Source organism: Nocardia sp. NRRL WC-3656, assembly GCF_000720265.1.
GTDB lineage: Bacteria > Actinomycetota > Actinomycetes > Mycobacteriales > Mycobacteriaceae > Nocardia > Nocardia nova.
In genome coordinates this window covers 39,365-64,559 of record NZ_JOJF01000032.1, presented here as the reverse complement: position 1 = coordinate 64,559, position 25,195 = coordinate 39,365, and the positions used below count along the sequence as shown (strand labels likewise).

Annotated in this window: 26 protein-coding genes; 11 read left to right on the top strand and 15 right to left on the bottom strand. The window is 65.7% G+C overall.

Going from position 1 to position 25,195, the window contains the following annotated elements; translation table 11 throughout:
- Positions 1 to 179: 179 nt before the first annotated feature.
- Positions 180 to 407: a hypothetical protein gene (locus IG65_RS0129455; protein WP_030518213.1), complete on the bottom strand. Its 228-nt coding sequence runs from the start codon at positions 405 to 407 to the stop codon at positions 180 to 182.
- A 413-nt stretch (positions 408 to 820) separates the two neighbouring features.
- Positions 821 to 1,474 (bottom strand): hypothetical protein, encoded by a 654-nt coding sequence (locus IG65_RS0129450; protein ID WP_036526055.1) that lies wholly within the window; start codon positions 1,472 to 1,474, stop codon positions 821 to 823.
- A 351-nt stretch (positions 1,475 to 1,825) separates the two neighbouring features.
- On the opposite strand from IG65_RS0129450, the gene IG65_RS0129445 reads away from it, so the two are divergent.
- Positions 1,826 to 2,014, top strand: a complete 189-nt coding sequence (locus IG65_RS0129445) for a hypothetical protein (protein ID WP_030518211.1) — start codon at positions 1,826 to 1,828, stop codon at positions 2,012 to 2,014.
- 37 nt (positions 2,015 to 2,051) lie between these two features.
- Here IG65_RS0129445 and IG65_RS0129440 read toward each other — a convergent pair whose 3' ends face one another.
- Positions 2,052 to 3,062 carry an HNH endonuclease gene (locus IG65_RS0129440; protein ID WP_063833814.1) on the bottom strand — a complete coding sequence of 337 codons (1,011 nt, stop codon included), beginning with the start codon at positions 3,060 to 3,062 and terminating at the stop codon, positions 2,052 to 2,054.
- Between the two features lie 35 nt (positions 3,063 to 3,097).
- On the opposite strand from IG65_RS0129440, the gene IG65_RS0129435 reads away from it, so the two are divergent.
- Positions 3,098 to 3,310 carry a hypothetical protein gene (locus tag IG65_RS0129435; protein ID WP_030518209.1) on the top strand — a complete coding sequence of 71 codons (213 nt, stop codon included), beginning with the start codon at positions 3,098 to 3,100 and terminating at the stop codon, positions 3,308 to 3,310.
- A gap of 22 nt (positions 3,311 to 3,332) precedes the next feature.
- Here the strand turns inward: IG65_RS0129435 and IG65_RS0129430 are convergent, their stop codons facing one another.
- Positions 3,333 to 4,163, bottom strand: coding sequence for a ParB/Srx family N-terminal domain-containing protein (locus IG65_RS0129430; RefSeq protein WP_030518208.1), 831 nt, complete (start codon positions 4,161 to 4,163; stop codon positions 3,333 to 3,335).
- A 493-nt stretch (positions 4,164 to 4,656) separates the two neighbouring features.
- Between IG65_RS0129430 and IG65_RS39920 the strand changes: the two genes are divergently transcribed.
- Both IG65_RS39920 and IG65_RS0129420 read left to right on the top strand, forming a co-directional pair.
- Positions 4,657 to 5,259 (top strand): DUF3558 domain-containing protein, encoded by a 603-nt coding sequence (locus IG65_RS39920; protein WP_369801608.1) that lies wholly within the window; start codon positions 4,657 to 4,659, stop codon positions 5,257 to 5,259.
- A 12-nt stretch (positions 5,260 to 5,271) separates the two neighbouring features.
- Positions 5,272 to 5,667, top strand: coding sequence for a hypothetical protein (locus IG65_RS0129420; protein WP_051757176.1), 396 nt, complete (start codon positions 5,272 to 5,274; stop codon positions 5,665 to 5,667).
- A 41-nt stretch (positions 5,668 to 5,708) separates the two neighbouring features.
- On the opposite strand, the gene IG65_RS37315 is transcribed toward IG65_RS0129420, so the two are convergent.
- The 3 genes from IG65_RS37315 to IG65_RS0129400 all read right to left on the bottom strand — a co-directional run bounded on the left by IG65_RS37315 (position 5,709) and on the right by IG65_RS0129400 (position 8,582).
- Positions 5,709 to 6,422: a DUF3558 domain-containing protein gene (locus tag IG65_RS37315; protein WP_197039972.1), complete on the bottom strand. Its 714-nt coding sequence runs from the start codon at positions 6,420 to 6,422 to the stop codon at positions 5,709 to 5,711.
- A 155-nt stretch (positions 6,423 to 6,577) separates the two neighbouring features.
- Positions 6,578 to 6,874, bottom strand: coding sequence for a hypothetical protein (locus IG65_RS0129410; RefSeq protein WP_030518204.1), 297 nt, complete (start codon positions 6,872 to 6,874; stop codon positions 6,578 to 6,580).
- Between the two features lie 451 nt (positions 6,875 to 7,325).
- On the bottom strand, positions 7,326 to 8,582 hold the full coding sequence (locus tag IG65_RS0129400) for a helix-turn-helix domain-containing protein (RefSeq protein WP_051757171.1): 1,257 nt from the start codon (positions 8,580 to 8,582) through the stop codon (positions 7,326 to 7,328).
- A gap of 442 nt (positions 8,583 to 9,024) precedes the next feature.
- Between IG65_RS0129400 and IG65_RS0129395 the strand changes: the two genes are divergently transcribed.
- Positions 9,025 to 9,756: a DUF559 domain-containing protein gene (locus tag IG65_RS0129395; RefSeq protein WP_197039971.1), complete on the top strand. Its 732-nt coding sequence runs from the start codon at positions 9,025 to 9,027 to the stop codon at positions 9,754 to 9,756.
- Positions 9,757 to 9,863: 107 nt separating this feature from the next.
- Here IG65_RS0129395 and IG65_RS0129390 read toward each other — a convergent pair whose 3' ends face one another.
- A complete protein-coding gene (locus IG65_RS0129390; RefSeq protein WP_030518201.1) occupies positions 9,864 to 10,445 on the bottom strand; it encodes a hypothetical protein in 582 nt (193 codons plus the stop codon).
- Between the two features lie 288 nt (positions 10,446 to 10,733).
- Between IG65_RS0129390 and IG65_RS0129385 the strand changes: the two genes are divergently transcribed.
- Entirely contained in the window at positions 10,734 to 11,501 is a 768-nt protein-coding gene (locus IG65_RS0129385; protein WP_231509508.1) for an alpha/beta fold hydrolase, read from the top strand.
- Between the two features lie 80 nt (positions 11,502 to 11,581).
- On the opposite strand, the gene IG65_RS35275 is transcribed toward IG65_RS0129385, so the two are convergent.
- The gene (locus IG65_RS35275) at positions 11,582 to 12,298 is read right to left on the bottom strand and encodes a class I SAM-dependent methyltransferase (RefSeq protein WP_051757167.1); all 717 of its coding nucleotides are present in this window, start codon (positions 12,296 to 12,298) and stop codon (positions 11,582 to 11,584) included.
- Between the two features lie 129 nt (positions 12,299 to 12,427).
- On the opposite strand from IG65_RS35275, the gene IG65_RS0129375 reads away from it, so the two are divergent.
- Complete coding sequence (locus IG65_RS0129375) at positions 12,428 to 12,808, top strand: DoxX family protein (protein WP_030518198.1); 381 nt, start codon at positions 12,428 to 12,430, stop codon at positions 12,806 to 12,808.
- 175 nt (positions 12,809 to 12,983) lie between these two features.
- Here IG65_RS0129375 and IG65_RS0129370 read toward each other — a convergent pair whose 3' ends face one another.
- Complete coding sequence (locus IG65_RS0129370) at positions 12,984 to 14,201, bottom strand: acyl-CoA dehydrogenase family protein (RefSeq protein ID WP_030518197.1); 1,218 nt, start codon at positions 14,199 to 14,201, stop codon at positions 12,984 to 12,986.
- 226 nt (positions 14,202 to 14,427) lie between these two features.
- On the opposite strand from IG65_RS0129370, the gene IG65_RS0129365 reads away from it, so the two are divergent.
- On the top strand, positions 14,428 to 15,645 hold the full coding sequence (locus IG65_RS0129365) for a cytochrome P450 (RefSeq protein WP_081879854.1): 1,218 nt from the start codon (positions 14,428 to 14,430) through the stop codon (positions 15,643 to 15,645).
- 55 nt (positions 15,646 to 15,700) lie between these two features.
- On the opposite strand, the gene IG65_RS0129360 is transcribed toward IG65_RS0129365, so the two are convergent.
- Positions 15,701 to 17,170 (bottom strand): MDR family MFS transporter, encoded by a 1,470-nt coding sequence (locus IG65_RS0129360; protein WP_030518195.1) that lies wholly within the window; start codon positions 17,168 to 17,170, stop codon positions 15,701 to 15,703.
- A gap of 238 nt (positions 17,171 to 17,408) precedes the next feature.
- Positions 17,409 to 18,413, bottom strand: coding sequence for a phosphatase PAP2 family protein (locus IG65_RS0129355; RefSeq protein ID WP_063833812.1), 1,005 nt, complete (start codon positions 18,411 to 18,413; stop codon positions 17,409 to 17,411).
- 269 nt (positions 18,414 to 18,682) lie between these two features.
- Between IG65_RS0129355 and IG65_RS0129350 the strand changes: the two genes are divergently transcribed.
- The gene (locus IG65_RS0129350) at positions 18,683 to 19,564 is read left to right on the top strand and encodes a hypothetical protein (RefSeq protein WP_051757165.1); all 882 of its coding nucleotides are present in this window, start codon (positions 18,683 to 18,685) and stop codon (positions 19,562 to 19,564) included.
- 9 nt (positions 19,565 to 19,573) lie between these two features.
- On the opposite strand, the gene IG65_RS0129345 is transcribed toward IG65_RS0129350, so the two are convergent.
- A complete protein-coding gene (locus IG65_RS0129345; RefSeq protein ID WP_036526078.1) occupies positions 19,574 to 20,428 on the bottom strand; it encodes a DUF1266 domain-containing protein in 855 nt (284 codons plus the stop codon).
- A gap of 122 nt (positions 20,429 to 20,550) precedes the next feature.
- Here IG65_RS0129345 and IG65_RS0129340 point away from each other — a divergent pair, with 122 nt between their 5' ends.
- Complete coding sequence (locus tag IG65_RS0129340; RefSeq protein ID WP_030518191.1) at positions 20,551 to 21,375, top strand: alpha/beta fold hydrolase; 825 nt, start codon at positions 20,551 to 20,553, stop codon at positions 21,373 to 21,375.
- Between the two features lie 22 nt (positions 21,376 to 21,397).
- Here the strand turns inward: IG65_RS0129340 and IG65_RS0129335 are convergent, their stop codons facing one another.
- Positions 21,398 to 22,261 (bottom strand): hypothetical protein, encoded by an 864-nt coding sequence (locus IG65_RS0129335; protein ID WP_030518190.1) that lies wholly within the window; start codon positions 22,259 to 22,261, stop codon positions 21,398 to 21,400.
- Between the two features lie 136 nt (positions 22,262 to 22,397).
- On the bottom strand, positions 22,398 to 23,702 hold the full coding sequence (locus IG65_RS0129330) for a glycosyltransferase 87 family protein (RefSeq protein WP_081879853.1): 1,305 nt from the start codon (positions 23,700 to 23,702) through the stop codon (positions 22,398 to 22,400).
- Positions 23,703 to 23,786: 84 nt separating this feature from the next.
- On the opposite strand from IG65_RS0129330, the gene IG65_RS0129325 reads away from it, so the two are divergent.
- Positions 23,787 to 25,151, top strand: coding sequence for a cytosine permease (locus IG65_RS0129325; protein ID WP_051757159.1), 1,365 nt, complete (start codon positions 23,787 to 23,789; stop codon positions 25,149 to 25,151).
- Positions 25,152 to 25,195 lie beyond the last annotated feature (44 nt).

Here is a 25,195-nt window from a genome sequence, read left to right as displayed (position 1 = left end):
CGAGCCACCACCGGAAACCGCGAACCCCTATAATCGACACCGCTCACGGGTGGGGAATTTCGGCGAGCACAAGTGGGGAACTTCGGCGAGCGCAGTCACCGCCACGGTTTACGTTCGTGCGCTGCCGAATTCGCCTTATATCTATAGATAGAAGAAGACGCCGCCCCGAGCTTCCTGCCTCAGTCGTCAGTGTAGTGCGGAGCCGAGGGAAGCGAGATTTTGATGGCCGAGAGCCAGAACGCAGGACTCGGCATCGCCTTCACGAAATCGGTCAGGGCATCCAGCTCCCTTGCGCCGTGCCGGCTGAGTACAGACGCTCCGATGCGGACGTAGAAGACCAACGCCCCCACACCGAGGCCGGCGAGGACAACCAGCGTGATGCAGACGCAGACAACCAGTGCGAACACGGTTCACTCCAGATACGAAGAATGAACCGGATCCGCTGGACCAGGCGTACCGGTGATGCCGTGAGATTTATGGCCGGCCCTAGAAACGTGGTCCGCTTCACATCGGGAAGGCCCTCCCAGAACAGCCGGGAGCTCGCGTCACAGACCATACCAGCCGCCACACTGCTCGCCGATCATCTACCGACTGCGCGACCTTCGGCCGCGTGGCCCTGGTGGTGGTCGGCCTGCATTGTGATCCCGCGTCCCTCCAGCCTCAAGGGCGCTACGCGTCAGCTTCGCTGATGGGCATCGCCCACCCTTGACCCCGGAGCCTCTACGCGCGAAGGGCAGGCCTTGACGGGCAGGCAGGAGCCAGCCCACCGTAGTCGCATCCCGACCACCACCAGGGCCAAGCGAGTTGCCCAGTTGCCGATTTACTTGCCGCGCTTAGGTTTCTTGACGGGCTCCCAGTCGTCCCACCAGTCTCCCCAATCCGGCCGGATCATAGGCTGCTGAACAGTCGACACGATCTCCCGCATGTGATCTCGCCATCCCCACCAGTCGGCGACCACGAAGATGCGGCCTTGGAGCGTGAAGTAGGGGTCGAGTGAAATCGACTGGTCCTTGTTCTCGGGTGCCACCACCGCTGTTACAAGCAGCCCAATGACTGTGGACGCCGGCAGTGCAGCCGTGCCCTTCTCGTAGGTACTGGTCGTGTAGGCCGGGTTCCGTGCGTCGCCGCCTGGCACCATAAGTTCGAAGCCCTTTGGCAGATCATCGCCGTGCCCGTGACAGCACCGGTGAATGCCATAGATGACGTCCGCGATGTCAGGCCTCTTGTCCGGTAGATGCGACTCGACCGGGACCGGAAACCGAGTTGTTTCGAGGTCGAACGGGCTCCCACCGAAGATCCGCAGAATCTCCAGGTCCTCACGAATCAGCGTCTTGAACCGGGCACCTACACCGATGTCCGGATAGCGCTTCTTCGCTGTCCCATCAATCGCGTTGCAGGCGTGGAGCATTGCGGCATCCCACTCGCCCTTGCCCCAATGCTCAAGTGAATGCCAGACCGATTCTCCCACCTTCATGTGTATCCCTTCTCTACCGACGAGCCGAGACGTCACCATCGCGAACGCACAAGGGTTCCAGAGGGTTCCTTGCTGCCATCCCAGTGTCACCGCAGTGTCACAAGTACGGCCGACATCACCGGACAACCGAGTACCGAAGTCCCAGCGGACGATACGAAGACGACCGACCGCACACCGAGTTGGACCAAGAGAGCCTGCCTCCGGAGCAGACGCCTGCTGTCGCACCCTCCAGGTAGCGTGCTGCTCGTGCCTACAGAACTCAAGGTCGGGCAGTGTCCGACATGCAAAGAACGGTTCGGGTGGAGGTTTGAAGAAACACCGGACGAACCCCGGAAACTCACTGAGCGGGAGATGCGCGAGACCAAGACGTACGACGAATTCCTGATGCTGCTCAGAAAGCACACCGGGGTCATCGACGCAGCGGATCTGTACCGAACCGGCGACGGTTGGGCGCTGAAGTCGATCGATGGTTTCCTTGACCTTCTGAGGCTCGAATGCCCGGACCACGCGGAACGAGTGCCCTTCACGGCCGAAGACTGAGCTACACAGGGACCCGGCGGCACAGTTCCGAGCGCGATCAGCCGAGGTTGCGCGGAGACCGGACGACCTTTGCTCGCAGTTCGTCCGGTGTCAGCCATTCCTTTGGGCGGTGGATCATCTGGTGGCAGTTCGCGCAGAGCAGCACGAGGTCATCAAGTGTGGTCTCTACGGGACCGCTGACGTGCAACGGCATGACGTGATGAACGTGGATGAAGTTGTCGCCCAACCCTGGGTAGGTGACCTCGAAGTCGAATTCACAGACCTCGCAAGCGATGCTGCTGCGCTCGCGTCTCGACTGCTGGATTTTGCGCTTGCGAAGCTGCGGGTCCCGCTCGTATACACGCGACATCCGGTGCCGTGCTTTGCCTTCGATGGCGGTCGCGAAGTCGTCGGCTGACGTGATGCCGGCTTCGATCACCTCGGCGCGCTCGTCGTCGTGGTCCAGCACCAAGGCGAGCTGACCGTTTTGCCGAAGCATCTCGGCGACGGAACGCATTTTGTCCCGGTCGTTGGCGAATGCCACGGCAACCTGAACTGAGAGTTTGCCTCCCCTGGTCCGGGTGCCGGTGTAGTCCGGGTGCGCGGTCCGCAGATCCTCGAACTTGTGGTGCACACTGTCGGTGCTCCGGTACTCGGGAATGCTCGGCGCATATACCCACTGGCCACGCAGGAGCTCGGACAGCGTCTCGGTCCGCGGATCGCTCTCAGGTATCGTCTGCCAGTTGTTCCGGTCTAGCAGATCACAGGCCAGAATCTGTTCCTCGAACGTCCAGGCCATCTTGCCGGTGACCTCGAAGCCTAGCTGTTCCAGCCGCCTGGTCAGCGTAAGCCCGCCCGAGAAGTCCTCCGCGGTGCAGCGCTCGCCGGTCATCAGCCCGTACGCAGCGCCGACGATCGCTTTCGAGTCGTAGGCGCGACCCTCGAACAGCAGGAAGTACTCCCGCGCCGGCTTAAAGCCGTGATCTTTCAGGAACTTCGGTCGGCCATCCTTGTCGCACTTCTCGATTGCTTGCAACACGGAGGAACGCGTCAGCGCCGACAGTTGCACTCTGCACACCCTCATCTCGGTAGGACAGGACGACCGTGACAGTACTCCGGGACTACGACACCACCGTCGGAGGAAAATGTGGGCCGGATGCCCTTGCCGCCGACGACATCCGTAACGACAACAGCGACGACATCCCCGGCATCACCATCACAGACGACACCCTGAACCGACTGCTATTCGCGCAGTTCGCGGGCTCGGTCTCGGAAATCTTAATCAGCGGGTTTGGGGTTCGGTCGTTGGACGATTGAACCCCAAACCCGCGTAGGTATATTAGTCAGTCGGAATCTTCGTCGTGACAGACCGACGGCTCTTGTTCCACACCTTCACGATCTCGCCATAGCAAACTGATACCCGTCCGCCTGTGCCGGAATGTGTGGTACCGCCGTGTGTGCTGAGCGCGTGAACGTTGGACTTCCATTTCCAAGCTGGGCCGTGCTTTCCGAGCCGCTTGGCCAAGTCGGAATTAGAGTTGGTTTGAGCATTCACTTGGGCAGAGTGCTTTCCGAGGAACATGCCGAGGCCGCCGAGCAACATGCCATCCCAGGTTTCCGCGGTTCGCCCCCACGCCTCCTCGGCGACATCGAGTGTACGTTTCAGGACCTCAGGTCCGTACGTTTCGGTGATTCGAAGGATGCCCGCCACTGCGCCAACGCTATTCGTGCTTGTCGCGCCGACCTGAAGCCCCTTTTCTTTGAGAACTTGCTCGGTGTCAACAAACAGTGGAATTCCGCCGGTCAGGCCGATCTTGTATTCGTCAATAGCGTTCGGTTTGGAGCTTTCGCGATTCTTGATCAGAAACAAGATCGCTTCCTCGGTTTGCGTTAGGCCGTGATGAACCTCGCACGGTGTTTTCTCGATCTTGAGAAGTTCCATCGCGCGCTTCCGGTGCTGACCGTCAACCAGGAAGTAGGATCCGTCTTCTCGTTTCGAGACTATGAGTGTGCCGCGGGCCTCGTGAACCCAAGTGCTCGCCATGGATTGTGCTCGGCGTTCGCCCAACGTCCGTTGTGCCTCGACGTCGATCTGCAGATCTTTGATCATGAGCTCAACGCCATAGTCGACCGGGTGTTCGCGCAGTTGATACGCGTACTTCTTTGCCATTTTCAGATATCTCCTGTGGCGCCAGGGGGACTGTGCCTCAACGGCTTTGGGAGCGGCGCCGCGGTAGACGGTACCCTCACGCGCGTATCTCGTGCAAGTCAAAGCGCCTATCTCATGCGCGATCTCATGCTCAGATGGCGACACAGTTCATGCGCGATCGGCGCATAGGCTGCGCACAAGGTCGCGTCGGTCCTCGTAATGAACGGGTCGGAAGAGTAGGTCGCCAGCTGCGATCCCGGCTGACGTTGCAGACCAACGCTGTCCGCAGACCGTCCGCAGCGATACAGACCTCCACAAAGAGTGCCAACGCCAGCAACACGTGTTCCGCCAGTTCACGCAACCAAGCCAACACTGACCAACAAACTCGTGACCTGCAAGAACACGGAGAGGCGAACTTAAAATCCGCACAGTGTCGGTTCGAGTCCGACCGGGGGCACCGAGAAGGTGCCCGGTGGACCCAGGCGGTGCCCTGGTCAGGGCCCTGCGGCCGGATATGGAGCCCCGTCGTGCGTTGCCCCGTCCTATAGTCCGTAGCGAAGTTGTCTGTCGAGCGGGAGGACGTCGGGTGCAGCGACGAGTGGCAGGGGTGGCGGTCGCGATCGGGGCGGTGCTGGCGGTGATGACAGCGGGGTGTAGCTCGACTACGGACGGTGCGGCTACCTCGACCACGAGCGATGCTGCTGCGGCAGTGTGGGATCCGTGCACTGGGATTCCGGATAGCGCTTTGACCGCGGCTCAGGTGGACCCCAGCACGAAGCAGTCCGGAATCGGCGGAGTCGAACAGCACGGGTGGAAGATCTGCAAATGGAAGGGCGCGAAGTACTCGATCTCGGTGTATTCAACCGCCGCGCATTCCCCGACGGAGATAGCGAACAAGGCCGGCAATACGGGACAGCGTCCGGTCACTATGGCGGGCCGCGCAGGTACCGAGTTTCGGGCGGGCGGCGAGACGGAGTGCGATGTGGTATTCGACGCTCAGCAGGGAGCGTCAGTCCAACTCCAGGTGATCGGGCGACTTGCGGAGGACAACCCGATTGACCCATGCCCAACCCTGGCCAGCGTGGGCGAGGCAGTCGTTCCGTCTTTTCCGAAATAGCAGGGGACGATAGTGACGACTAACGACCTCGCCGCATGGCAGCAACAGGTGGCAGCTGCCCGGGCCGGTGACCTTTATCTCGATGACGAACAGGTTGCACGCGAATGTTTGGCGGCGTGCAACAAGCGCATCGAAGACCTTCAGGACATGAATGCGTTGGCCCTGCAGGCACAAGCGGTTTCCGGTTTCGGGGACTTCGATATGGGCCACATGCTGGAGGGGCAATTCAAACGCCAGGCAGTTGGAGATGACAACTCTATCGAGCAGGTCATCAAAGATCACATCGAGACCGTGAAGAATATGCGGGAGGTCATGGCGATTTCGCTGGCTCGGCTCACCGGCCAGGACTACACGAACTCGACCACACTGAACGGGATCATCGACCAGAACCCCGCGCCGAAGAAGTAGCCGGACTGGGCCTTTCGGACCGAACTGCCTTGTCGCACTTCCTATTCGGGAAACCACGGGACGAGGTTCTCGCCGATTCGTGCCAGCAGTACACAGGGTTCCGGTGGATTATCCAATGCTGCGCGGATCAGTACCTGAAGTTGGACGACGCCCTGCTGTGCAGCGAATACGACGTTGCAGTTGAGATGTTTCGATGCTCCGTCAAGCCTGAATTGCCGACCGCAGCGGCCGGCGATCGTCACGTCGGTGAAATCGACGTTGCCGGGCTTGTTCTCGAACTGATCGACGGTGCGCGCGGTCGAGTAGACGGTGATCGAGTACTCGGGGCCGCGCCATCCGCAGATCTTCCAGCCGATCTGCTCGACCCCGGCGATTCCGGATTCGCTGCTCGACGCATCGACGTTCGACGCGCGCAAGGCATCGGAGGGTATGCCGGTAGACGGATCCCACAGAGCGGTTGCCCCAGCGGTTGGTGTGGCTCCGGCGGTAAGCCAACACCCAGCCGCTTGCAACGCTGTGCATATCGCCGTCGCTATGACATGTCGCCGTATTGATTCCTCTACTCCGCCAGTCGGATACAGATCAGCCTGAACTGGACCGCCCCCATGCGGTTTGGGTGCTTCCGCGATTGTTTGTAGGACGAAGCGGACTGCCGCATCGAGGCCCCATGTGATCGCGATCGCGACTGTCGCCGGCGCGCGCTGCGCCCACTTGTCGGCGAGGTCGATGCGCCAGGCAGGAAAATTGGGCTTCATTGTTCTCCCTATCATCGAGAGGTTGTGTTCGTGCCGTGCAGGTGCGAGTACGACCAGGGCAAAACACAGCTGGTTGCGCGGTGTGCGGGGGCGGCAATGGGCACGCCCGGGTGGCATTTCGACAGCGGACCGCGGCTACGAGACTGTGGTTTCGGTTAGCCGCTGGTGGCCCAGCGGGCGAAGGACAGCCTTGGGTGGACGGTTTCGACGTCGGCGAGCATCATCACCGCGTTCAGGGTGAGGAAGTCGAAATGATGTGTGGACGGGGCGATTACGGCTTCGGCGCCGGTGGCGCGGACCTGGTCGACCAGGGGGATGCGGCTGGATTCCGGGGCCCAGACAAGGCGGTAGCCGAGGCGGGTGGCCAGGCGGCGTACTTGGGCGGTGTCCCAGTCCGGGGCGGTGGATTCGGGATGTACCCAGCCGAGCGCGATCGGATGAGCGGGCGTCACCGCTGGGCGTCCTTGCGGCGGCGTTCACCTCGCAGGGGTAGGCGCGCTAACGCGAAGGTCAGTCCGAGCAGTGCTGCGATGAGCAGCAACAGGATCCAGTCACAGCCTTTCATAACGCACCCCTCCATCCCCTCGGCGGCAAGAGCGCCCACCGCCGAGGAGCCGGGGGTTCGGCCCGGCTACGGACCCGGCGATGGGGCCGTACCTCAAGGTATGAGAGGAGTCATGCGCCTTCTGTCCTGAAAGGACAAGCGCGACAGAGGAATGCGCGTTCTCGGCACCTGAGGCAGCGCTCCGATTCGGAAGCTCGGGCCAGGCGAGCGGACTCTGCGTGCGAGGTTGGCGTGCGGACTCAGCGCGCCTACTCGCCGTGGGGAGCGGTCGGACGCGGTGCTCGGGTGAGGCGTGCGAACTGGGGGTGCGGGGTTGGCGTGCTGGTTCGGCGGGCAGGTCAGCGGCGGATCTCGCCGGAGTCGGGGGCGATGCCGATTCGCCATGCCAGGCCGCGTAGTTCGCGGCCGCCGGCATCGCGGCGGGCGGTGCGGAGTTGGTCAGCTACCGCTTCCCGCACGAACAGGTCACTTCGGATGCGCTGCGGCGCAAGCTTTTCTGCCTTCAAGAGCGTTGCCACTCCGGAGTCGCGTGTTTTCGTTTCTGCGAGCAGGACCCGCCCGGCCTCCGAGTAGAAACCGGCGAGGCGAGCGCGATCGGGAATCGCCTCGATACCAATTCCCGAAACGGCCTCCAGTGCTTTAGGGCCGTCGCCGAGTTCCATCCCGACCGAGGCGCGCCAAACCGCAACATTGGTGCGCCCGAACCACATACGTCCGAAGCTGCCGACATCGGAATCCATACGTTCGGCTACGGCGGCCGCCTCGTCGAGGTGGGTTGCCGCCGTCGTCCGGTCCGATTGCACAGCCGCTGCCAGTGCGGCCGAAAGGTGCAGCATGCCGTAGGACTGCAAGACTGTTTCATCGTTCAGCGACGATGTCAGTTGGTCGGCGGTCGCGACCGCACGGGCGTAATGCTGGGGTCGGGAGAGCGAGCCGGTCACGTTGTTGCGCATCCACATAGCCGCGCCGCGCCACTCGGGTCGGTCCAGTTCGTCGGCGGACGCTTGCGCTGCTTTCCCGGCCAGCAGCGGCAGGCCACGGGCACCGAAACGCTTCGTCATCACCATCACCGCGAACAGAGCGCCGATGATGCCGCACAGTATCGGTTCGCGGTACTCGGGCCGGCGCACGTACAAGGCATGTAGTTCGAGCAGCAGCGGGGGCGCCATATGGGCGATGCTCTGGTAATCCCCAGCCCCTCGCCGCTCCTCGAGCTTTGCGAGATCAGCGGCAACGGCGGGCCATTGCCGAATCGCTACGCCGGGATCTTCTCCCAGCTCGCACGCGTCGAGCGCCTGCTCTGCATCAGCGATACCTCCATACGCTTCCGCGCTGGGGCCCTCGGTGACCTCCCACGGTCGTCCCGTGAACTCGCTCGGCGCCACGCGTAGTGCGGCCGCGATCGCCTCCAGGGTGCGCCGGTTTTCCAGCGACTTCTCGCCGCGTTCCAACTTTCCGAGGTATCCGTAGGAGATTCCGGCGAGTCCGGCGGCGGCCTCGAGGCTCAAGCCGCGCCAGGCGCGGATTTCGCGCAGGCGGCGGCCGAGGTCGTTCGGCGGGATGCCGCTGTCGTCGTATTTCTTCCCCACACCCATGGTTACCACGCTACGACCAGCGGCTCGTTCGTGCAGCGAGACTGCTGTTATGTGCGTTGATCGTGAGGCGGTCTTTCGAAGTCACGCGCGCACCACGGCTCCGGTTGTCCGGTACTGGGTGGTGAATTTTTCGTGCAAACCGGCCTTGATTCTGCGGTTTTCTCGCATTCTTGCGGAGGATTGCACGATCTGTTCACCCCATCCACAGGTCCGTGCTGATCCACAGGTCTGTTGTTCGCCCAGGTGAACTTCGGAGTTCACTGCCGGCCGCCCGGAATCATCGGTACCCGTGATTCGAACCAGAGTGGAGTTGATGCGCGAAGTTTCGGCGGCCGCGATTACCGCTCGCTGCCGGCGCGGGCAATACACGCGCGTCTTGCCGGGGATCTACGCGGTCGGGACGGTCACCCAGCGCGCCAGGTGTGAGGCCGTGCTCGCGTGGTTGCCCGAGGCGGTGTTGAGCCATCGCACCGCGGCGTGGCTGTGGGATATGTTGCCGGAACCTGAATCGATCGAAGCGACTGTGCCCCGGGGCCGGTATCGAGCCACACCGCAGTGGCTTCGATTGAGCCGCCGCGAATTACGACCCGATTCGATCGATGAGGTCTGGGGACTTCCCGTGACCACCCGGGCTCGCACGTTGCTCGATTGTGTGCCGATCCTGCCGGATGCCGAAGCGGGCCGCATGGTCGACAATCATGCCCGCGCGGTGGCACCCGCGTTGTCGGGCCTGATCACCGGTCAGTACGGCTCGCCGCATTTGCGCAAACACTTGCGTTGCGCCGCATTCGATGCCGCCTCGGAGCCGGAACGGTTGTTCGCTCGTGCGCTGGCACGGCGTGGTCTTCATCTGCTGCCGAATCAGCCGATCGGACAGTACGTCGGTGATCTCGTCGATGAACGGTCGCGGACGATCATCGAGATCGACGGTCGTGAATTCCACAGCGATGCACTGACGTTCCGACTTGATCGGCGGCGTCAGAATGCCCTGCTGGGCGCCGGATGGTTCGTGTTGCGATATGCCGCCGCCGATGTGAACAGGTACCTCGATGCGTGCGTCGAGGAGGCAGCGCGGGTGATTCGACGCAGGCGCAGAAGCCGCAGACAGGTGCGGTCCACTTTGCCATCTGATACGCCTTTGGCTCATCCATGCGGCCGGACAGCGCTCGGATAACCCGCGGCGCCGCGCAAGGAATTCCGCCCGCATCCGCCACGCGGGTCTGCCCACGTATCCGGAGCATCGGGTGCGGATACGTGGGCAAGGGCTGGAGTCGCGGAGGATCACTCGGCGACAACCGGAGTCGATCGTCCCTTCCAGACCAGGAGCGCGGCCTGGGCGATGAAGAAGACGCCGCCACCGGTTGCGTATACCGACAACACATCCAATGTCGGTGCGTCACCGAAAGATTGGCCGATGTAGAACAGGCCCACCAGGAACGACAGGCCGCCGGCGATCAACATCGGCCACTGTTTGCCCAGTTCGGGACTGCGGCGGTACAGGCCGACGGCGACCTGGGCCGCACCGGAGAGGACCGCCCATGCGCCGAAGGTGGCGAGGGTTGGGCCTACGCCGCCGGTGATTGCGGCGGTACCGGCCGCGACGGCTGCCAAGGTGCTCAGGGCGGCGTTGAAGGCGGTTACCCGGCGTTCGGGGCCCGCATCGGTCGCTTTGTAGTCGATCAGCGACGAGACGGCGTCGATCAACGGGTACGCCACCAGCAAGGCGACGGCGAGGGCATCGAGGGTTTCGTGTGCGGCGGCGAAGACGGCGGCCCACGCGAGGGCGAGCACGCCGCGGCTCACGTACAGGCGGATCAGCGCGGCGCGTTCGGTTTTCGTGGTAGCGAGGGTGGGGGTACTCATCGGATTCTCCTCGGTTGGAACGACAGAACTCACTGTCGTCCGGGGATCCGGCGGCGACATCCGTCGCATGACGCTGATGACGACGTAATCGGGGGCCGGGGTCGATTACGTCGCCGACAGCGTCATGCGACGGATGCCTGGCTGCGGGCCGGCCTCGCAGAGTGGAACGCATATCCGCACCACTTGTTCGAAGGGCGTAATCACATGGTCGTAGTCGGACGTGGCCGCACGCGGCGGCGCGTTGTCCGGACGGTTTCGGCGGTCGCGGCGGTTGTCGTCGCGGGGAGCGTGGCCGTTGCCTGTGCCGCCGAAACGACATCCCAGGCCGGTCCCGGCGAGGATGCGCCGAAGCCGACGATCGTGCTGGAGCACGGCGCGTTCGCGGACGCGTCCAGTTGGGACGGTGTCATCGAGAAGCTGCGTAGTGATCACTATCCGGTTGTCGCCGCGGCGAATCCGCTCCGCGGGCCCGCCGCGGACGCCACCGGGTTGCGTGGGTTGATCAGCCATGTCAACGGACCGGTGATCCTGGTCGGGCATTCCTACGGCGGGTCGGTCATCAGTGCGGCGGGCGCCGGGAACGAACAGGTCAAGGGCCTGGTCTATGTGGCGGCGTTCCTGCCGGCAACGGGGGAGACAGCACTGGGATTGACCGATCAGTTCCCAGGCTCCACCTTGCCGGGCACGCTCGATCCGGTGCCGGTCACGAATATCGACGGCAGCACCGGCACAGACCTCTACATTCAGCAGGACAAGTTCCGTGACCAGTTCGCCGCCGACGTCGCCCCGGACCGCGCGGCCCTGATGGCTGCTACGCAACGGCCGATCGCGCAGTCCGCGCTCGAGGAGCGGGCCACGGCGGCTGCTTGGACAGAGAAGCCCAGCTGGGATGTGATTACGACCGAGGACAAGAACATTCCGGTCGCGGCGCAGCGGTTCATGGCCGAACGCGCCCACGCCCACGTCACAGAGGTAGCCGCATCGCATTCCGTCGCGGTCTCCCACCCCGATGCGGTGGCCGGGGTGATCGAACAGGCTGCCCGCGACTCCCACTGAGCGAGGGTCCGCCACAGGCAACCGGGAACGGTCCCGGCTGCCTTGACCCGAACCCCGCCCCTCGTCGGAGCCCGGAGCGGTTACGCGCGCTGCGCCTCCAGCAAATGAACGGGGAGGCGCAGCCCGCCGGTCTCGTCCACGTCTGGATGAAAACCCCTCGAGGCGAACAGTTTCCGGATCTCCTCCGGCGGATTCACTGCCTCGATGAACTCCGGCCTCAGGGTCCTGATGTTCCAGTCCGGTGTGGTGAATTCGCTGCGTAGTTCGGGCTCGGACAGCGGGTACGGCGCGTACATCTGCGCGTGTTCCGTTGCGCTGAAGCTGAATTGAATCAGGCGGCCGCCCGGCTTCGTTACTCGGGCGAGGGCGGCGATGTGGGATCGGCGCTGGGCGGGCGAGAGGCAGTGGAGGAGGGCGCTGCTCACCACCGTGTCGAAGTGGTTGTCGTAGCCCGCGAGGGTGGTCGCGTCGGCGACGGCGAAGGCGACGGGGAGATCGCGGCCCGCGGCCCGGGTGCGGGCCTGGTCGATCGCGGTGGGGGCGATGTCGAGACCTGTCACTCGGTAGCCGAGTTCGGCGAGGTGGATGGCGGTGTCTCCCGGGCCGCAGCCGATGTCGAGCACCTCGCCGGTGATCCGGCCGGCGCGTTCCAAGGCGATGAGCAGCGGTTGCGGGCGGCCGATGTCCCACGGTGGTTTCTCCAGTCGAAGGCCGGGGGCCAGGGCGGCGCCGCTGTAGAGCTGCTCGAAATCGACCGTCGTGGGGTCGATTCCGGATACGGAGAGGTCATCGGACATGTGCGGTCCTCCGCTCGGGTGGGAGCGTCGCCGTGGCGACTGCTCGGCGTACGAATCCACCCTATCTCATATCGTATGAAAACGATATAGTTGGGAAACAGTATTAATTGTCGACCGAGCGAGGCTCTGATGTTCGTCACCTATCTGACCGTCATGCTCGTCACCATCGCCGCCAACACCTTCTCCGGGGTCGCCGCCGTCACCAGATTCGCCCCGGTCATGGCCACGCTGGCGCCCGCGATGGAGACCGCAGGGATTCCGCAGTCGTGGCTCACCTTTCCGATCGGAACCCTGAAGCTCGCCGGTGCGGCCGGGCTGCTGCTGGGTGTGCTCGGGGTGCCGTATGTGGGTACGGCCGCCGCGATCGGCCTGGTGCTCTACTTCGTCTGCGCGGCCTATACCCACATCCGTGTCGCCGACTATGCCCAGACCTTTTATCTGGCCGTGGGGGTGTTCCTGCCTCTGGCCGTCGCCTGCCTGGTGTTGCAGCTCGCGGACCAGCGCATCTGACGCGGCGGGCTCCCGCCCATGCGCACCGTGGCCCGGCGGTGAACTGATCGTGCAAACCGCGCCCGATCGGGCGGTTTTCTCGCATTCTCGCCGAGGTTTGCACGAAAAGTTCGGCGCCGAAGCCGGGCGCCACCGATTCCAGGCCCCTGCCGGTGGTGCGGCAGGGGCCCGCGGGTCACGCGTTCAACAGGCCCTTCGCGATGTGCGTGACCTGGATTTCGTTGCTGCCCGCGTAGATCATCAGCGACTTCGCGTCGCGGGCAAGCTGTTCCACCTTGTACTCGGCCATGTAGCCGTTGCCGCCGAACAGCTGGACGGCCTCCATGGCGACCTCGGTGGCGGCGCGGGAGGAGTAGAGCTTCATGGCGGACGCTTCGGCGAGGGAGACGGATTCGCCGGCGGCGGTGCGTTCGATGGCGTTGAAGACCATGTTCTGCACGTTGATCCGGGCGACTTCCATCTCGGCGAGCTTGAGCTGGATGAGCTGGAAGTGGCCGATCTCCTTACCCCACAGCGTGCGCGATTTCGCGTAATCGACACAGAGCCGGTGACATTCGTTGATGATGCCAAGCGCCAGGGAGGCGATGCCGATGCGTTCGGCGGCGAAGGATTCCTTGGCGCTGTCCTTGCCGTCGCCCTTGGCGGGATTCTCGGTTTCGCCGAGCAGGCGGTCGGGCGTCAGGCGGACGTTGTCGAAGACCAATTCGCCGGTGGGGGACGAATTCATGCCCATCTTCTTGAACGGCGCGCTCTGCACGAAACCGGGCATGCCCTTGTCGAGGACGAAGGTCAGCACCTTGCGGTCGCGGCGATCGGTGCCGTCCTCCTCGTCGAGTTTGGCGTAGACGACGGTCACGTCGGCGTACGGACCGTTGGTGATGAAGGTCTTGCGGCCGTTGAGGATGTAGTCCTCGCCGTCGCGGCGAACGTAGGACTTCATACCGCCGAATGCGTCGGAGCCGGAATCGGGTTCGGTGATCGCCCAGGCGCCGACCTTCTCGAACGTCACCAGCTCCGGCAGCCAGCGCTTCTTCTGCGCGAGGGTGCCGCGGCTGCGAATGGTGCCGACGGCCAGGCCGAGGCTCACGCCCATCGACGCGACGAGGCCCAGGCTCACGCCGGCCAGCTCGCTGTTGAGGATGACGCCCATACTGCCGGAACCGCTGAAACCGCCGGACTTCGCCGGCGTTCCGGCTTCCTCGCGGGCCAGCGATTTCGCCAGCCCCTCGCGCGCCATCTCGTCGAGGCCGAAGGTGGCATAGAGCTTGCGGATGATGTCGAACGGCGGCAAAGCCCCGCTTTCGAGCCGGTCGACATGCGGTTCGATCTCCTTCTTGATGAAGCCGCGCACGGCGTCGCGAAGCATCAGATCTTCGTCGGACCACTTGTACATGTCGTCAACTCCCGAGTATCGCCGGAACGGTCGCCTCGAATATAGAACACGTTCTAATTCGGAAGCGTCGCCGCGTCGTCGCGCGCGACCCGAGCCGAGGGAATCGACTCTCCCCACCGGTGGTGCTCGACCGGCTCCCCCGGCACCGCGATTCTGAGATGATCTCGCGGGCAACAGGTCTCATCCCTCGCGTGCGCAGGCACGTCGACAGTCGAAGGGTTCCGTGATGACGAACCGACCTGCTTTTCCCGATGCGAACGAACGTCCCCTCGATACCTGCCTCCGCCTACGCAAGACCGCTCCGGTGGTCGAAGTCGACTTTCCGGGCGGGGTTCCGGCCTACCTCGCGCTCTCCCATCGGGCGGTCGAGGAGATCCTCGCCGGTGACAACAAGACCTTCGCCCGGGATCCGAAACACTGGCCCGCCCTCTACGACGGCTCGATCCCCGAGGACTGGCCGTTCCGGGCGATCGTGCAGGGCGATCATCTGTCGACCAAGGACGGTGCGGACCATCGACGACTGCGCGGCCTGGTCGGAAAGGGATTCACTCCGGCTCGGGTCCGGGATCTGGAGCCGCGGATCCAGGCGATCATCGACGGCCTGCTCGACGGTGTGGCGGCCGCGGGGGATCCGGTCGATCTGGTGCCGGCGTTCTGCGACGCGCTGCCGATGGCGGTGATCAGCGAGCTGTTCGGCGTACCGGAATCGGAGCGGGCGCAGCTGCGGCAGTGGACGTTGACCTCACTGTCACAAGAGATTTCGGCCGAGGAGGCGTTCTCGACGCAGGTGGCGCTGCGCGGCTATCTCTACGAGTTGGTCGAGCGCAAACAGCGCGAGCCCGGTGACGATCTGACCTCCGATCTGGTCCGGGCGCGGGACGAGGGCGATCGGCTCACCACGGACGAACTGGTCGCCATTCTGTGGCTGATGTTGATCGCCGGCCACGAAACCACCGTCTACCTGCTCGGGAACGCGGTCGTCGCGCTGGGACGGCATCCCGACCAGCTGGCCCTGGTGAAGGCGGAGGATCGGTGGGCCGACGTCGTGGAGGAAACGCTGCGTTACCGGCACTCGGTGATGATGACGAGTTTCCGATTCACGCTGCAGGACGTGACGATCGACGGGGTTCCGATTCCGAAGGGGAACGCGGTCGGCGTCGTCTACCAAGCCACCGGAGTGGACACCGCGCAGCACGGTGAGACCGCCGACGAATTCGACATCACCCGTCCGCCGCGGCCGCACCTCGGATTCGGGCACGGACCGCGCTACTGTATCGGCGCACCGCTGGCCCGGCTGGAGGGCCGGCTCGGGCTGGCGAGCCTGTACCGGCGGTTCCCGGATCTGACGCTCGCCGTGGATCCCGCCGAAATCCCTTATACGCCTTCGTTCTTCACCGTGGGGCCGGTGTCGATACCGGTTCGTCCCGGCGCCGATCGCGGCTGAGCCGACACGACGACGCCCGCGAGACCGGTTGTCTCGCGGGCGTTTCGGGCCGTGGTCAGCCGCGGACCATCTCGGTGTCCTCGGCCTCCTCGGAGTCGAGGACGACCGCCTCCGAGGAGGCCGAGCGGTTGGGCAGCAGCACCGCCATCACGATGACGATCAGCGCCAGGCCGGCGGATATCCCGAAGGCCAGCCGCATACCCGACAGATGGGCGACGAGCGGTGCGATCCCGCGATCGGTGAGGGTGGTGGCGCGGGCGGTCATCACCGTGACCACCAGGGCGGTGCCGAACGCCGCGGCCACCTGCTGCAGGGTGCCGAGCATCGAGCTGCCGTGCGAGTACAGATGCTGCGGCAGCGCGCCGAGACCGAGGGTGAAGACCGGGGTGAAGGCCGCGGCCAGCGACACCATCAGCAGGATGTGCAGCGCCAGCAACTGCCAGTACGGCATGGTCAGCGAGATGCGGGTGAAGCCGGCCAGGGCCGCCGCGATGCCGATCGCACCCGGAATCACCAGCATGCGCCCGCCGAAGCGGTCGAACAGCCGCCCGATCGTCGGCCCCAGCAGACCCATCGCCAACCCGCCCGGCATCACCAGCAGACCGGTTTCCAGCGGTGACAGCGACCGCAAGTTCTGCAGGTACAGCGGCAGCAGGATCATCGAGCCCATCATCGCCAGGAAGGCCACCGCCATCAGCACGAGTGCCTTGGTGTAGGTGCCGGACAACAGGATTCGCAGATCGAGCAGGGGAGATCCGGTGCGCTGGAGGTGGATCTGGCGGGCGGCGAACACCGCGATGAAGGCCACGCCGGCGGCGACGATCAGCGCCGGGATCACGATGTTGCCCACCTCGAACCGGCTGAGGCCGTAGACCAGGCTGCCGAAGCCGACGGCCGCGAAAACGACACTGGCCCAATCGATCGCGCCGCTCTCGGGTTCGCCGACGTTCTCCAGTTTCCGCAGGCCGAAGAAGGTCACCGCACCGGCGATCGGCAGCACCAGCAGGAAAAGCCAACGCCAGGAACCGATCTGGAGTACCAGGCCGGAGATGACCGGCCCCATGGCCGGAGCGACCGAGATGGCGAGGGTGACGTTACCCATGACACGGCCGCGATCGTGTTCGGGCACCACGGTCATCAGGGTCGTCATGAGCAGCGGCATCATCACCGCGGTGCCACCGGCCTGTACGACGCGACCGACGAGCAGCACCGCGAACGACGGCGCCGCGGCCGACAACAGGGTGCCGGCGAGGAACACGCCCATCGCGAGCGCATAGGCGCGGCGGGTGGTGACGCGCTGCAGGAACCATCCGGTGACGGGGATGACGGCCGCCATGGTGAGCATGAACGCGGTCGACACCCACTGCGCGGACCGCTCGGTGACGTGCAGATCGGTCATCAGGCGGGGGATCGCGTTGATCATGATGGTCTCGTTGAGGATCACCACGAAGGTCGCGAGGACCAGCAGCCGGATCACCGCGGGGGTTCTTCGTCCGGCCGGGCGATGGACTGGTTCGGCGGGCATGTGTACCTCCGGGTGTTGCGACGCAGAATGTCCGACCGACGTCGAGCCACCCTCTGTGCCTCGAACGCCACACCAGACCTGACGACCGTGACCCACTCAACTCATCGGTGCCGCGCAAGTATTCCGGTGAACCAAACACGTGAGCACGTGGTTTTTCGCGCCGAACCGCACTGATAGCCGCGAGAAACGACTGCTCACCTGCGCCTGTTCCGCGGGGCGCAGAGGGGAGAGACGCTCGTCACACCGCGGTGGCCGGGGCCGCGGGCGCCATGGCCTCCGACCCGTCACCCCGGCCGGCCGCGGGCAGCGGACCGAACAGTGCCCGGCCCGCCCGCCAGTTCTCCCACATGCGCGTGATCAGGATCGTGAAGGCCGTGTACACGCCGCCGAGCAGCACATCGAAGACCCAGTGCTCGCCGCCGTAGACGAGCGTGAAGCCCATCGCGCACGGATAGATCACCAGGATCGCGCGCAGCCACCAGTGCCGCGTGAGCGGCCACAGCGTCGCGGCCACCAGTACCGAGAACGCCGTGTGGAGCGAGGGCACGGCGGCGACGTAGTTGCCGTGGTCCTCGAGCCATTGCGCGCTCACGTTGGGATCGACCACGCCGAGCCCGAAACCGGATATCCGCCGCACATGTTCCGGGATGGCTCCTTCGCGCCCCGCGTACCAGGGCGGCGCCGCGGGCACCAGCACATAGGTGACCAGCGCCAGATACGACAGCAGCAGAATCCGGCGCATATACCGGACCCACAGCGGCCGGGAGTACACGTAGAAGATCGCCGCGACCGCCCAGGGCAGGATGAAATGCGTCGTGTAGACCACGCCGATGAACGGCGTCCACGAGGGCTGGCCGTCGCCGGCCAGATGGTCCTGCAACCAGATCGTCGGCAGGGTGCCGCCGAACATCCAGCGATCGGCGGTGACCAGTTCGTGCATGCGCAGCGGCATGCCGAGTTTGTCGGCGAGGTCGCGGGTGTAGTCGTAGACCATGAGCGCCGCGATCAGCGGCAGCCAGTCGGTCAGTACCCGGATGTGCTCGCGCCAGGGCCGGTCGATGGTGAAGGCGAGAACGCCGCCGATCATCCACGCGGCTTCCTGCACGCGGCCACCGGGTAGTGCTCCGGTGATCAAGGCCGCGACCAGTGCGGCCAGGTAAGCGAACCGCACGGCGTAGCGGATCAGCCGCCGTTGGCTGGTCGGCTCCGCGATTTCGGTGGTCTCCGGCTGTACACCGAGCATTCGGCCAGTGTGCCACCCACATTCACGGGCCGGACACATCCATCCGGTTCGCGTGTCGGGGTGATGTGGTGTCCCGGAGTAGCACATACGCACTTCTCATCGCCGCACTCAGTACGGGCAGCGCCGCCGTGGCGACCGCCACCGGACTCGCGAGCATGTTCGCCGGAAACCTTTGATCGGCGTTCGCCGGATACCCGAAACGGCGGGGGGCGCTCGGTAGAATCCGTCCCCGATGAGGTCTCACCGGGTCGGATGGGGAGGATGCGGCAGTGCTGGAGGTGTGGGGGCGTCGGACCGCGGTCAGATATGCCGACGGGCGGATCACCACCACGCCACTGGGCGTCGACGACGATGTCGCCATGGATGTGCGGGTCTGCGATCTGCGTGACGCCTGCCTCGCCGAGGCCGACAGCGGTGACCTGCTGATCCTGTTGTATTTCCGGGCGCCGGACTATGTGATCAAAGGCGTTGCCACCCGGCGCAATCCGGCGACGATCTTCTTCGAACCCGAGGTGTTCACGCAGGCCGCCACACTGGTCCGCGCGATCGGCGACGACCTGCTCGAGATGCGGCGCATCGTGCGGCAGCGGCCGAATCTGACCCCGCCCCGGCCGGTTCCGGGGCAGTACGGCCCGATCCGTCCCGACGTGTCGCGCGCCGCCGAGCGGATGCGCACCCCGGAAATGTGCGCGCGGGAGCTGGCGGCCCTGCACGCCTACGCCCGCCCGGACGAATACGTCCTCGAATGCGCACCGTGCGGCCATCGCGGGGCGCCGGGGCTGGTGGTGATCACCACCCTGCGGCTGCTGTTCGTATCGGCCGGGGCCACCTACGAATTCCCGGTGGCCGCGCTGGATCGCACCGATGTGGCCGCGCCGCCCGGATCGGTGGCGACGCTGCGCATTTCGGACGGCAACACGGATCTGGAATTCGTCTCCACCGAGGCCGAGGATCTGCTGCGCGTCGACGGCGCCGTGCGGCTGGCCTGCGAGATCGAACATGTCGACGGTTCCATCGTGATGGCGCGTCCGTCGTCGCTGGACCTGTTCGGCGAATGGCAGTTGCTGGTGGAGCGGCGCAAACTCGGCATGGTCGACACCGAGCAGTTCAAATGGGAGGGCATCGGCATTCTGCGCGCGATGCCGCAGTAACCGCCGCCGTCAGTGGAACGGGGAAAGGCCGAATACCGGCGCCCCGGGATGCAGCGCCACCCGCCGCCACGGACTCGACGGACGCATCAGCAGGCCGCGGATCATCCAGCGGCGTTCGTCGACCTGCTCCTTGGCCGCGGCGAGGTCCTGAGTGGCCGCCCAGAAGATGGCGCCGGTGAGGAAGCCGGCCGCGAACTGCCGCCAATTGCGGTAGTGCTGCTGGGCTTTGGCGAGCGCGCGGCCCAGCAGCGTCCACGCCTCGTCCTCGTCCAGATATCCGGCGGTGTGCGCGGCGCGGGCGATGAAGACGATGCGCGAGAGGTCCCAGGCGGTGGCATCGGTGTTCAGCGGTTGCGGTAGCCGGTCGACGATGCCGAATTTGATGGCCTGTAACCAGGCGTCGTAATCGCGGTCGATGCCGTTGACGCCGCGGTAGCCGCGCACCTCGGACACGGTGTGCAGGAATTCGCGGTGGCTGTCGGCGAGGCCGGTGCGGTCGACGCGGGTGGTGTCCTGGGCGGCCGCGGTCGCGAGCGGATGCACCATCGCGAACAGCGGTGCGTGCATCCCGCTCAGCAACCGGCCGATGGTGTCGCGCGCATCCTCGGCGTTGTCGACACCCCACGATTCGTGCAGGCCCTCGATAGTGGATTCGCGCCGGGTCTCCGAACTTCCGGGGTGTTCCGGCTGGAAGGCGACAGTGTCGTTGTAGGAGCTCCAGCTGCGGCCGTAGTACGCCCCGATCGCCAGCGCCCGGATGCGATCCTCGCTGATCGCGACACCCGACCATTTGTCCGAGCCGGGATCGAAATCCGAACTCGGAAATCCGCTGACGCGCGGAAGTCCGTGCGGTCCGGCGACCATCGTCACCACTGCACCCCCTCGCCCGTGAATACTGTCCGTGCGAGCCTACCGACCGGCCCCGCCGGAGCTCGCGAACCCATCGCGTACTTTCGAACCGAACCCGGCCCGCGAAGGAGTAGGACATGCAGACCGTGACGTCGCAGGACGGCACCACCATCGCCTTCGACCGGATCGGTTCCGGCAGTGCGGGAACCGTCGTGCTGATCAGCGGCGCATTCGGTTATCGGCAGGTGCCCAACACCGTCGAGCTGGCGCAAGCGCTGGCCGAGAACTACGGCCTGCGCGTGCTCAACTACGACCGGCGCGGGCGCGGCGACAGCGCGGACTCGCCGGGGGTCTACGACAGCGCCAACGAGATCGCCGACATCCGCGCGCTGGTCGAGGCCGAGGGCGGATCGGCCGCCCTGTTCGGCTGGGGCTCGGGCGCGATCCTGGCGCTGCTGGCCGCGCGCTCGGGCGCGATCACGGGAATCACCGACGTGGTCGCGTTCGAACCGCCGTTCGTGGTCGACCCGAAGGATCACGTGCCGCCCAAGGACGCGGAGGAGAAATTGCGGGAGTGCATCGCTGCAGGCAAGCGCAGCGGTGCGGTCCGGTACTACATGACCAAGGTGATGGGTGTGCCGGGACTGGTCGTCGCGGTCATGCGGATGTCGTCGGTGTGGAAGAAGCTGGTCGCCACCGCCGATTCGACGGCCCACGATTTCGCTGTGCTGAAACCGTTTTCGCGCGGTGAGACCATCCAGCCGGAAGACTGGGCCGCGCTCACGGCGCCGACCCTGCTGCTGATCGGCGATCGTTCCGCCCCCGCGCTCACCAAGGGGGCCAAGAAGATGGCCGAGGTGCTCCCGAATGCCGAATTGCGGGAGCTGCCGGGCGTGAGTAACGATCCGGTCGCCGCCGAACTGGCCCCGGCGATCGGTGAATTCCTCACGCGCACACGGTGATCAGCGCGGCCACGACGACCGGCTAGGGGATGCTGGCGGGTGCCCGCACGACCCGCCCGCCCAGGCGTTCGGTCACCTCGAAACCCTGCTCGCGGAACCAGCGCGCCAGGATCGGGACCGCCGAATCGTCGTCGCGGAACGTGGGGACCAGCTGCGCGACGATATGCATGCCGTGGGCGTCGGCGGTGCGGCACAGATGGCGCAGCGTCGCGGTGCCCAGGCCCATCCGGCGCAGCGGCGGAATCACATCGATGTGATCGAGTTTGACGGTGCTGGCATAGATTTCGAACTGAACCGCGACCGGGCCCTGATCTCCGGCCAGCGTCGCCGGATCCGCCGGCACCGGGCGCACCTCGCCGGGCAGGTGCACGATGAGCCGGCGCCGCGCCTCGTCGTCGGGCGCCATGCGGACGGCTTGCACGACGCGATCGGTGAGATCGCTGACGGCCGTGCGGTCACCGTCGGCGGCGAGCGGACGGATATCGGTGGTCCTGCGCGCTGTTTCGCGCAGGGTGCGCACCCAATGCGGATCGGCCTTGCCGTAGCGCTCGGCGAGCTGACCGATGGTGTGCTCGAGTCCGAAACAGCCGCCGAAGGTTCCGGTGTCGCCGCCCGACAGCACGCCCCACCAATGGTCGTCGGCCCCGACGCAATGTCGCGCCAGTTCGGCGCGGATCTCGTCGCGGCGGCGTTCGGCCTGATCGACCGCCGCGCCGGGCAGAATGCGCAGCCAGCGTTTCCATCCGTCGAGATTGGCGCGGATCCGGGTACCGGCGAGATCGGCGCAAGCCTGCTGGTAGTTGCTCCAGGCTTGCTCTCGTCGCTGGATCAGCTGCCGATCCGGGCGGGTGGGATCACCGTCCGCGGTCGGCGTGTTGTCGTCCATATTTATCTACGGTACGACGGAAGTGCAGGGTGACCGGGGTGTTGGGAGATCACCGGTGGTGTGTCGCCGACGCCGGGTGCCAGGCGGCGGAGGATGCCTCGGAGATTTACCGATCGATTGCGCCCGGCGTGTCGGCTCAGGACTCGGTGGGCACCTTGGTGCGCAGCGAACGCAACGACGCGGGCAGCAGCGGTTCTGCCGTCGTGGGCCGCGGTGCGGTGACGACATACAGGGCGACCAGCAGCACGCTCAGCCACACATAGGTGTCGCCGACCAGATGCTGCCACGGCGTCCAGGCCAGTTCGCGATTGTTGTCGCCGGGTTCCCAGTTCTGCGGGCCGATGGTGAACACGACCGCGGTCGCGATGATGATCGCGTACCAGATCATCGCCGACCGGCGCGGCAGCCGAGTCGCGACGCCGACGGCCGCCAGCAGGCCCGGCGCGATCCAGACCCAGTGGTGCGACCACGAAATCGGCGAAACCAGCAGGGTGAAGACGGCATTGAACGCCAGGGCCAGCGCCGGATCGGCGACCGCGCGTCGCATCGCCGCCACCACCAGCACCAGCAGCGCCAGACTCAGCAGCGCCCACAGGGCGGTGAAGGCCGGTTCGGGGACCTGGAAGCGTGACAGCACGCCCTGAATCGACTGATTGGTCCGGAAAGCCGACCCGCTGAGGCCCGAGACATTGCCCATCCCGCCGAACCAGTACTTCACCGATTCGTGCGGCATCAGGGCGAACGCGATGCCGGTGGCGACGGCACCGGTGATCGCCGCGGTGAGCGCCGAGCGGTAGTCGCGGCGAACCAGGAAATAGAGGACGAAGGCGGCCGGGGTCAGTTTGATCGCCGCGGCGATGCCGACCAGGACGCCGCGCGGCCAGCGGGTGCGTTTGGGCAGGCAGTCGGCGGCGACCAGCACCATCAGCAGCAGATTGACCTGTCCGAAATCCAGTGTCGAATGCACCGGTTCCAGCAGCATGCCCAGCGGAATCGCGCAGGCGCTCGCCCACAGCACCACCTCGGTGCCGCCGCTGCCCCAGACCCGGCGCGCCACCAGATAGAGCGTGATCGCCAGCGCGAGCGTGGAAACCACGAAGAAACTGATCGCCGCGGCATTCCACGGCAGCAGTGCGAAGGGGCCGAGCGCCACCGCGGCGAAGGGCGGATAGATGAACGGCAGACTGATCCCGAGCGTGGTTTTCGGCAGACTGCCGTACATATCGGCGCCGTCCCACATCGCCTGCACGCCCAGGCGATACACCTGGAGGTCGATGAATTCGCGCTTGATCGGCTGAAGGGGCCAGCTGGGCCGCAACAGCCAGAACACGCTCAGGGCGACCAGCAGTACCGGAACCAGCCAGACGAGCCGACCGATGCGGTGGGCTCCCGGCATGCGAGGTCCCGACAGCGGCCGGGCGGATGTGGAGACGCTAACCATCCGGGACGAGGTTACCGACTGCGGGCGCCGGAGCGAAGCTGGGGGCGAATTTCCACCGGCGGCACCCGATAGCATGAATTCGCTATGACGACTCTGCCCGAGCAGCCGGGAGACCGCTCGGCCGAGGCCCCGCTGCTGCTGACGAACGCTCCGCCGCGCACCCTGTCGTTCGGTGATCAGGCCGCGTTCTGGGCCAACCTGGGCGTGAGCCTGATCGGCTTCACCGGAGCCTTCTACGTGCTGCAACCGGCCGGCCATCCCCAGCTGCCGGTCACGGCGGCCGTCCTCGCCACCGCGGTGGGGACCGTGCTGGGCACCGCGATGGTGGCGGCCGCCGGCGCGGTGGGCGCGCGCACCGGCGCGCCGGCGATGGCGAACTTCCGCGGACTGTTCGGCACCAGGCTGTCGTATGTGCCGACCGTGGCCAACATCGTGCAGTGCATCGGGTGGGGTGTGTTCGAGCTGACCGTGATCGCGGGCGGGGTCGCGGCGCTCACCCATGGGAATCTGCCGCACGGCGCGGTGATCGTCGGGGCCGGTGCGTTGTGTACGGCGATGGCGATCTGGCCGCTGAACGTGCTGCGCATTCTGCGCAAGTACGTGACGGTCGCGGTGGCGGTGGCCATGGGCTGGTTCACGATTCAGTTCATGCGCCAACCGCTGCCGCCGGTGACCGGCACGTCGTGGAGCGGATTCTTCCCCGGCGTCGATACCGCGCTGGCGGTGGCGGTGTCGTTCGTCCCGCTGGCCGCCGACTACACCCGCCACGCCCGCGGCGCTCGCGCCGCCACCGGGGCCACGATGGCCGGCTATTCGATCGCGCAGACCTGGTGCTATCTGCTCGGCATCGTCGCGCTGCTGCAGGCCGGCGGTGATCCGGACCGGATCTTCGACACCTTCCTCGGCGTCGCGGCCGGATGGCTGTTCTTCGCGGTGCTCGTGCTGCGGGAATCGGATCAGTCGTTCGCCAATGTGTATTCCACCGCGATGTCGCTGCAGAATCTGATGCCGCGCGTGGATCGGCGCTTCCTGGCCGCGGCGGTGGGTGCGCTCGCGACCGTGCTGGCGCTGGGGGTGCACGACTTCACCGGTTTCTCGAATTTCCTGCTGCTGATCGGATCGGTGTTCGTCCCGCTGTGCGCGGTGCTGGTGGTCGACTTCTTTCTCGGTCGCGGCCGTCGTGGGTGGGATCTGTCCGAGAACGCTCCCGCCCGTCCGCTCCTGCTGGTGCCGTGGCTGCTGGGCTTCGTCGTGTATCAGGTGCTCAATCCGGGATCGGTGGATTGGTGGGCGCGGATCTGGCTGCGGGCACAGGACCTCGTCGGTGTGCATCCCGGCTGGTGGTCCTCCGCCTCGCTGTACTCGTTCCTGGCCGCGGCCGCCTGCACCGGTGTGCTGGCCCGTCTCGAACGGCTGCCTGCCCCGTCCGAGCCGGAGCGGACGTCCTGAGCCGGGCGGGAGACGAGTCCGCGGAGACGGGCGATCAGGTCTTC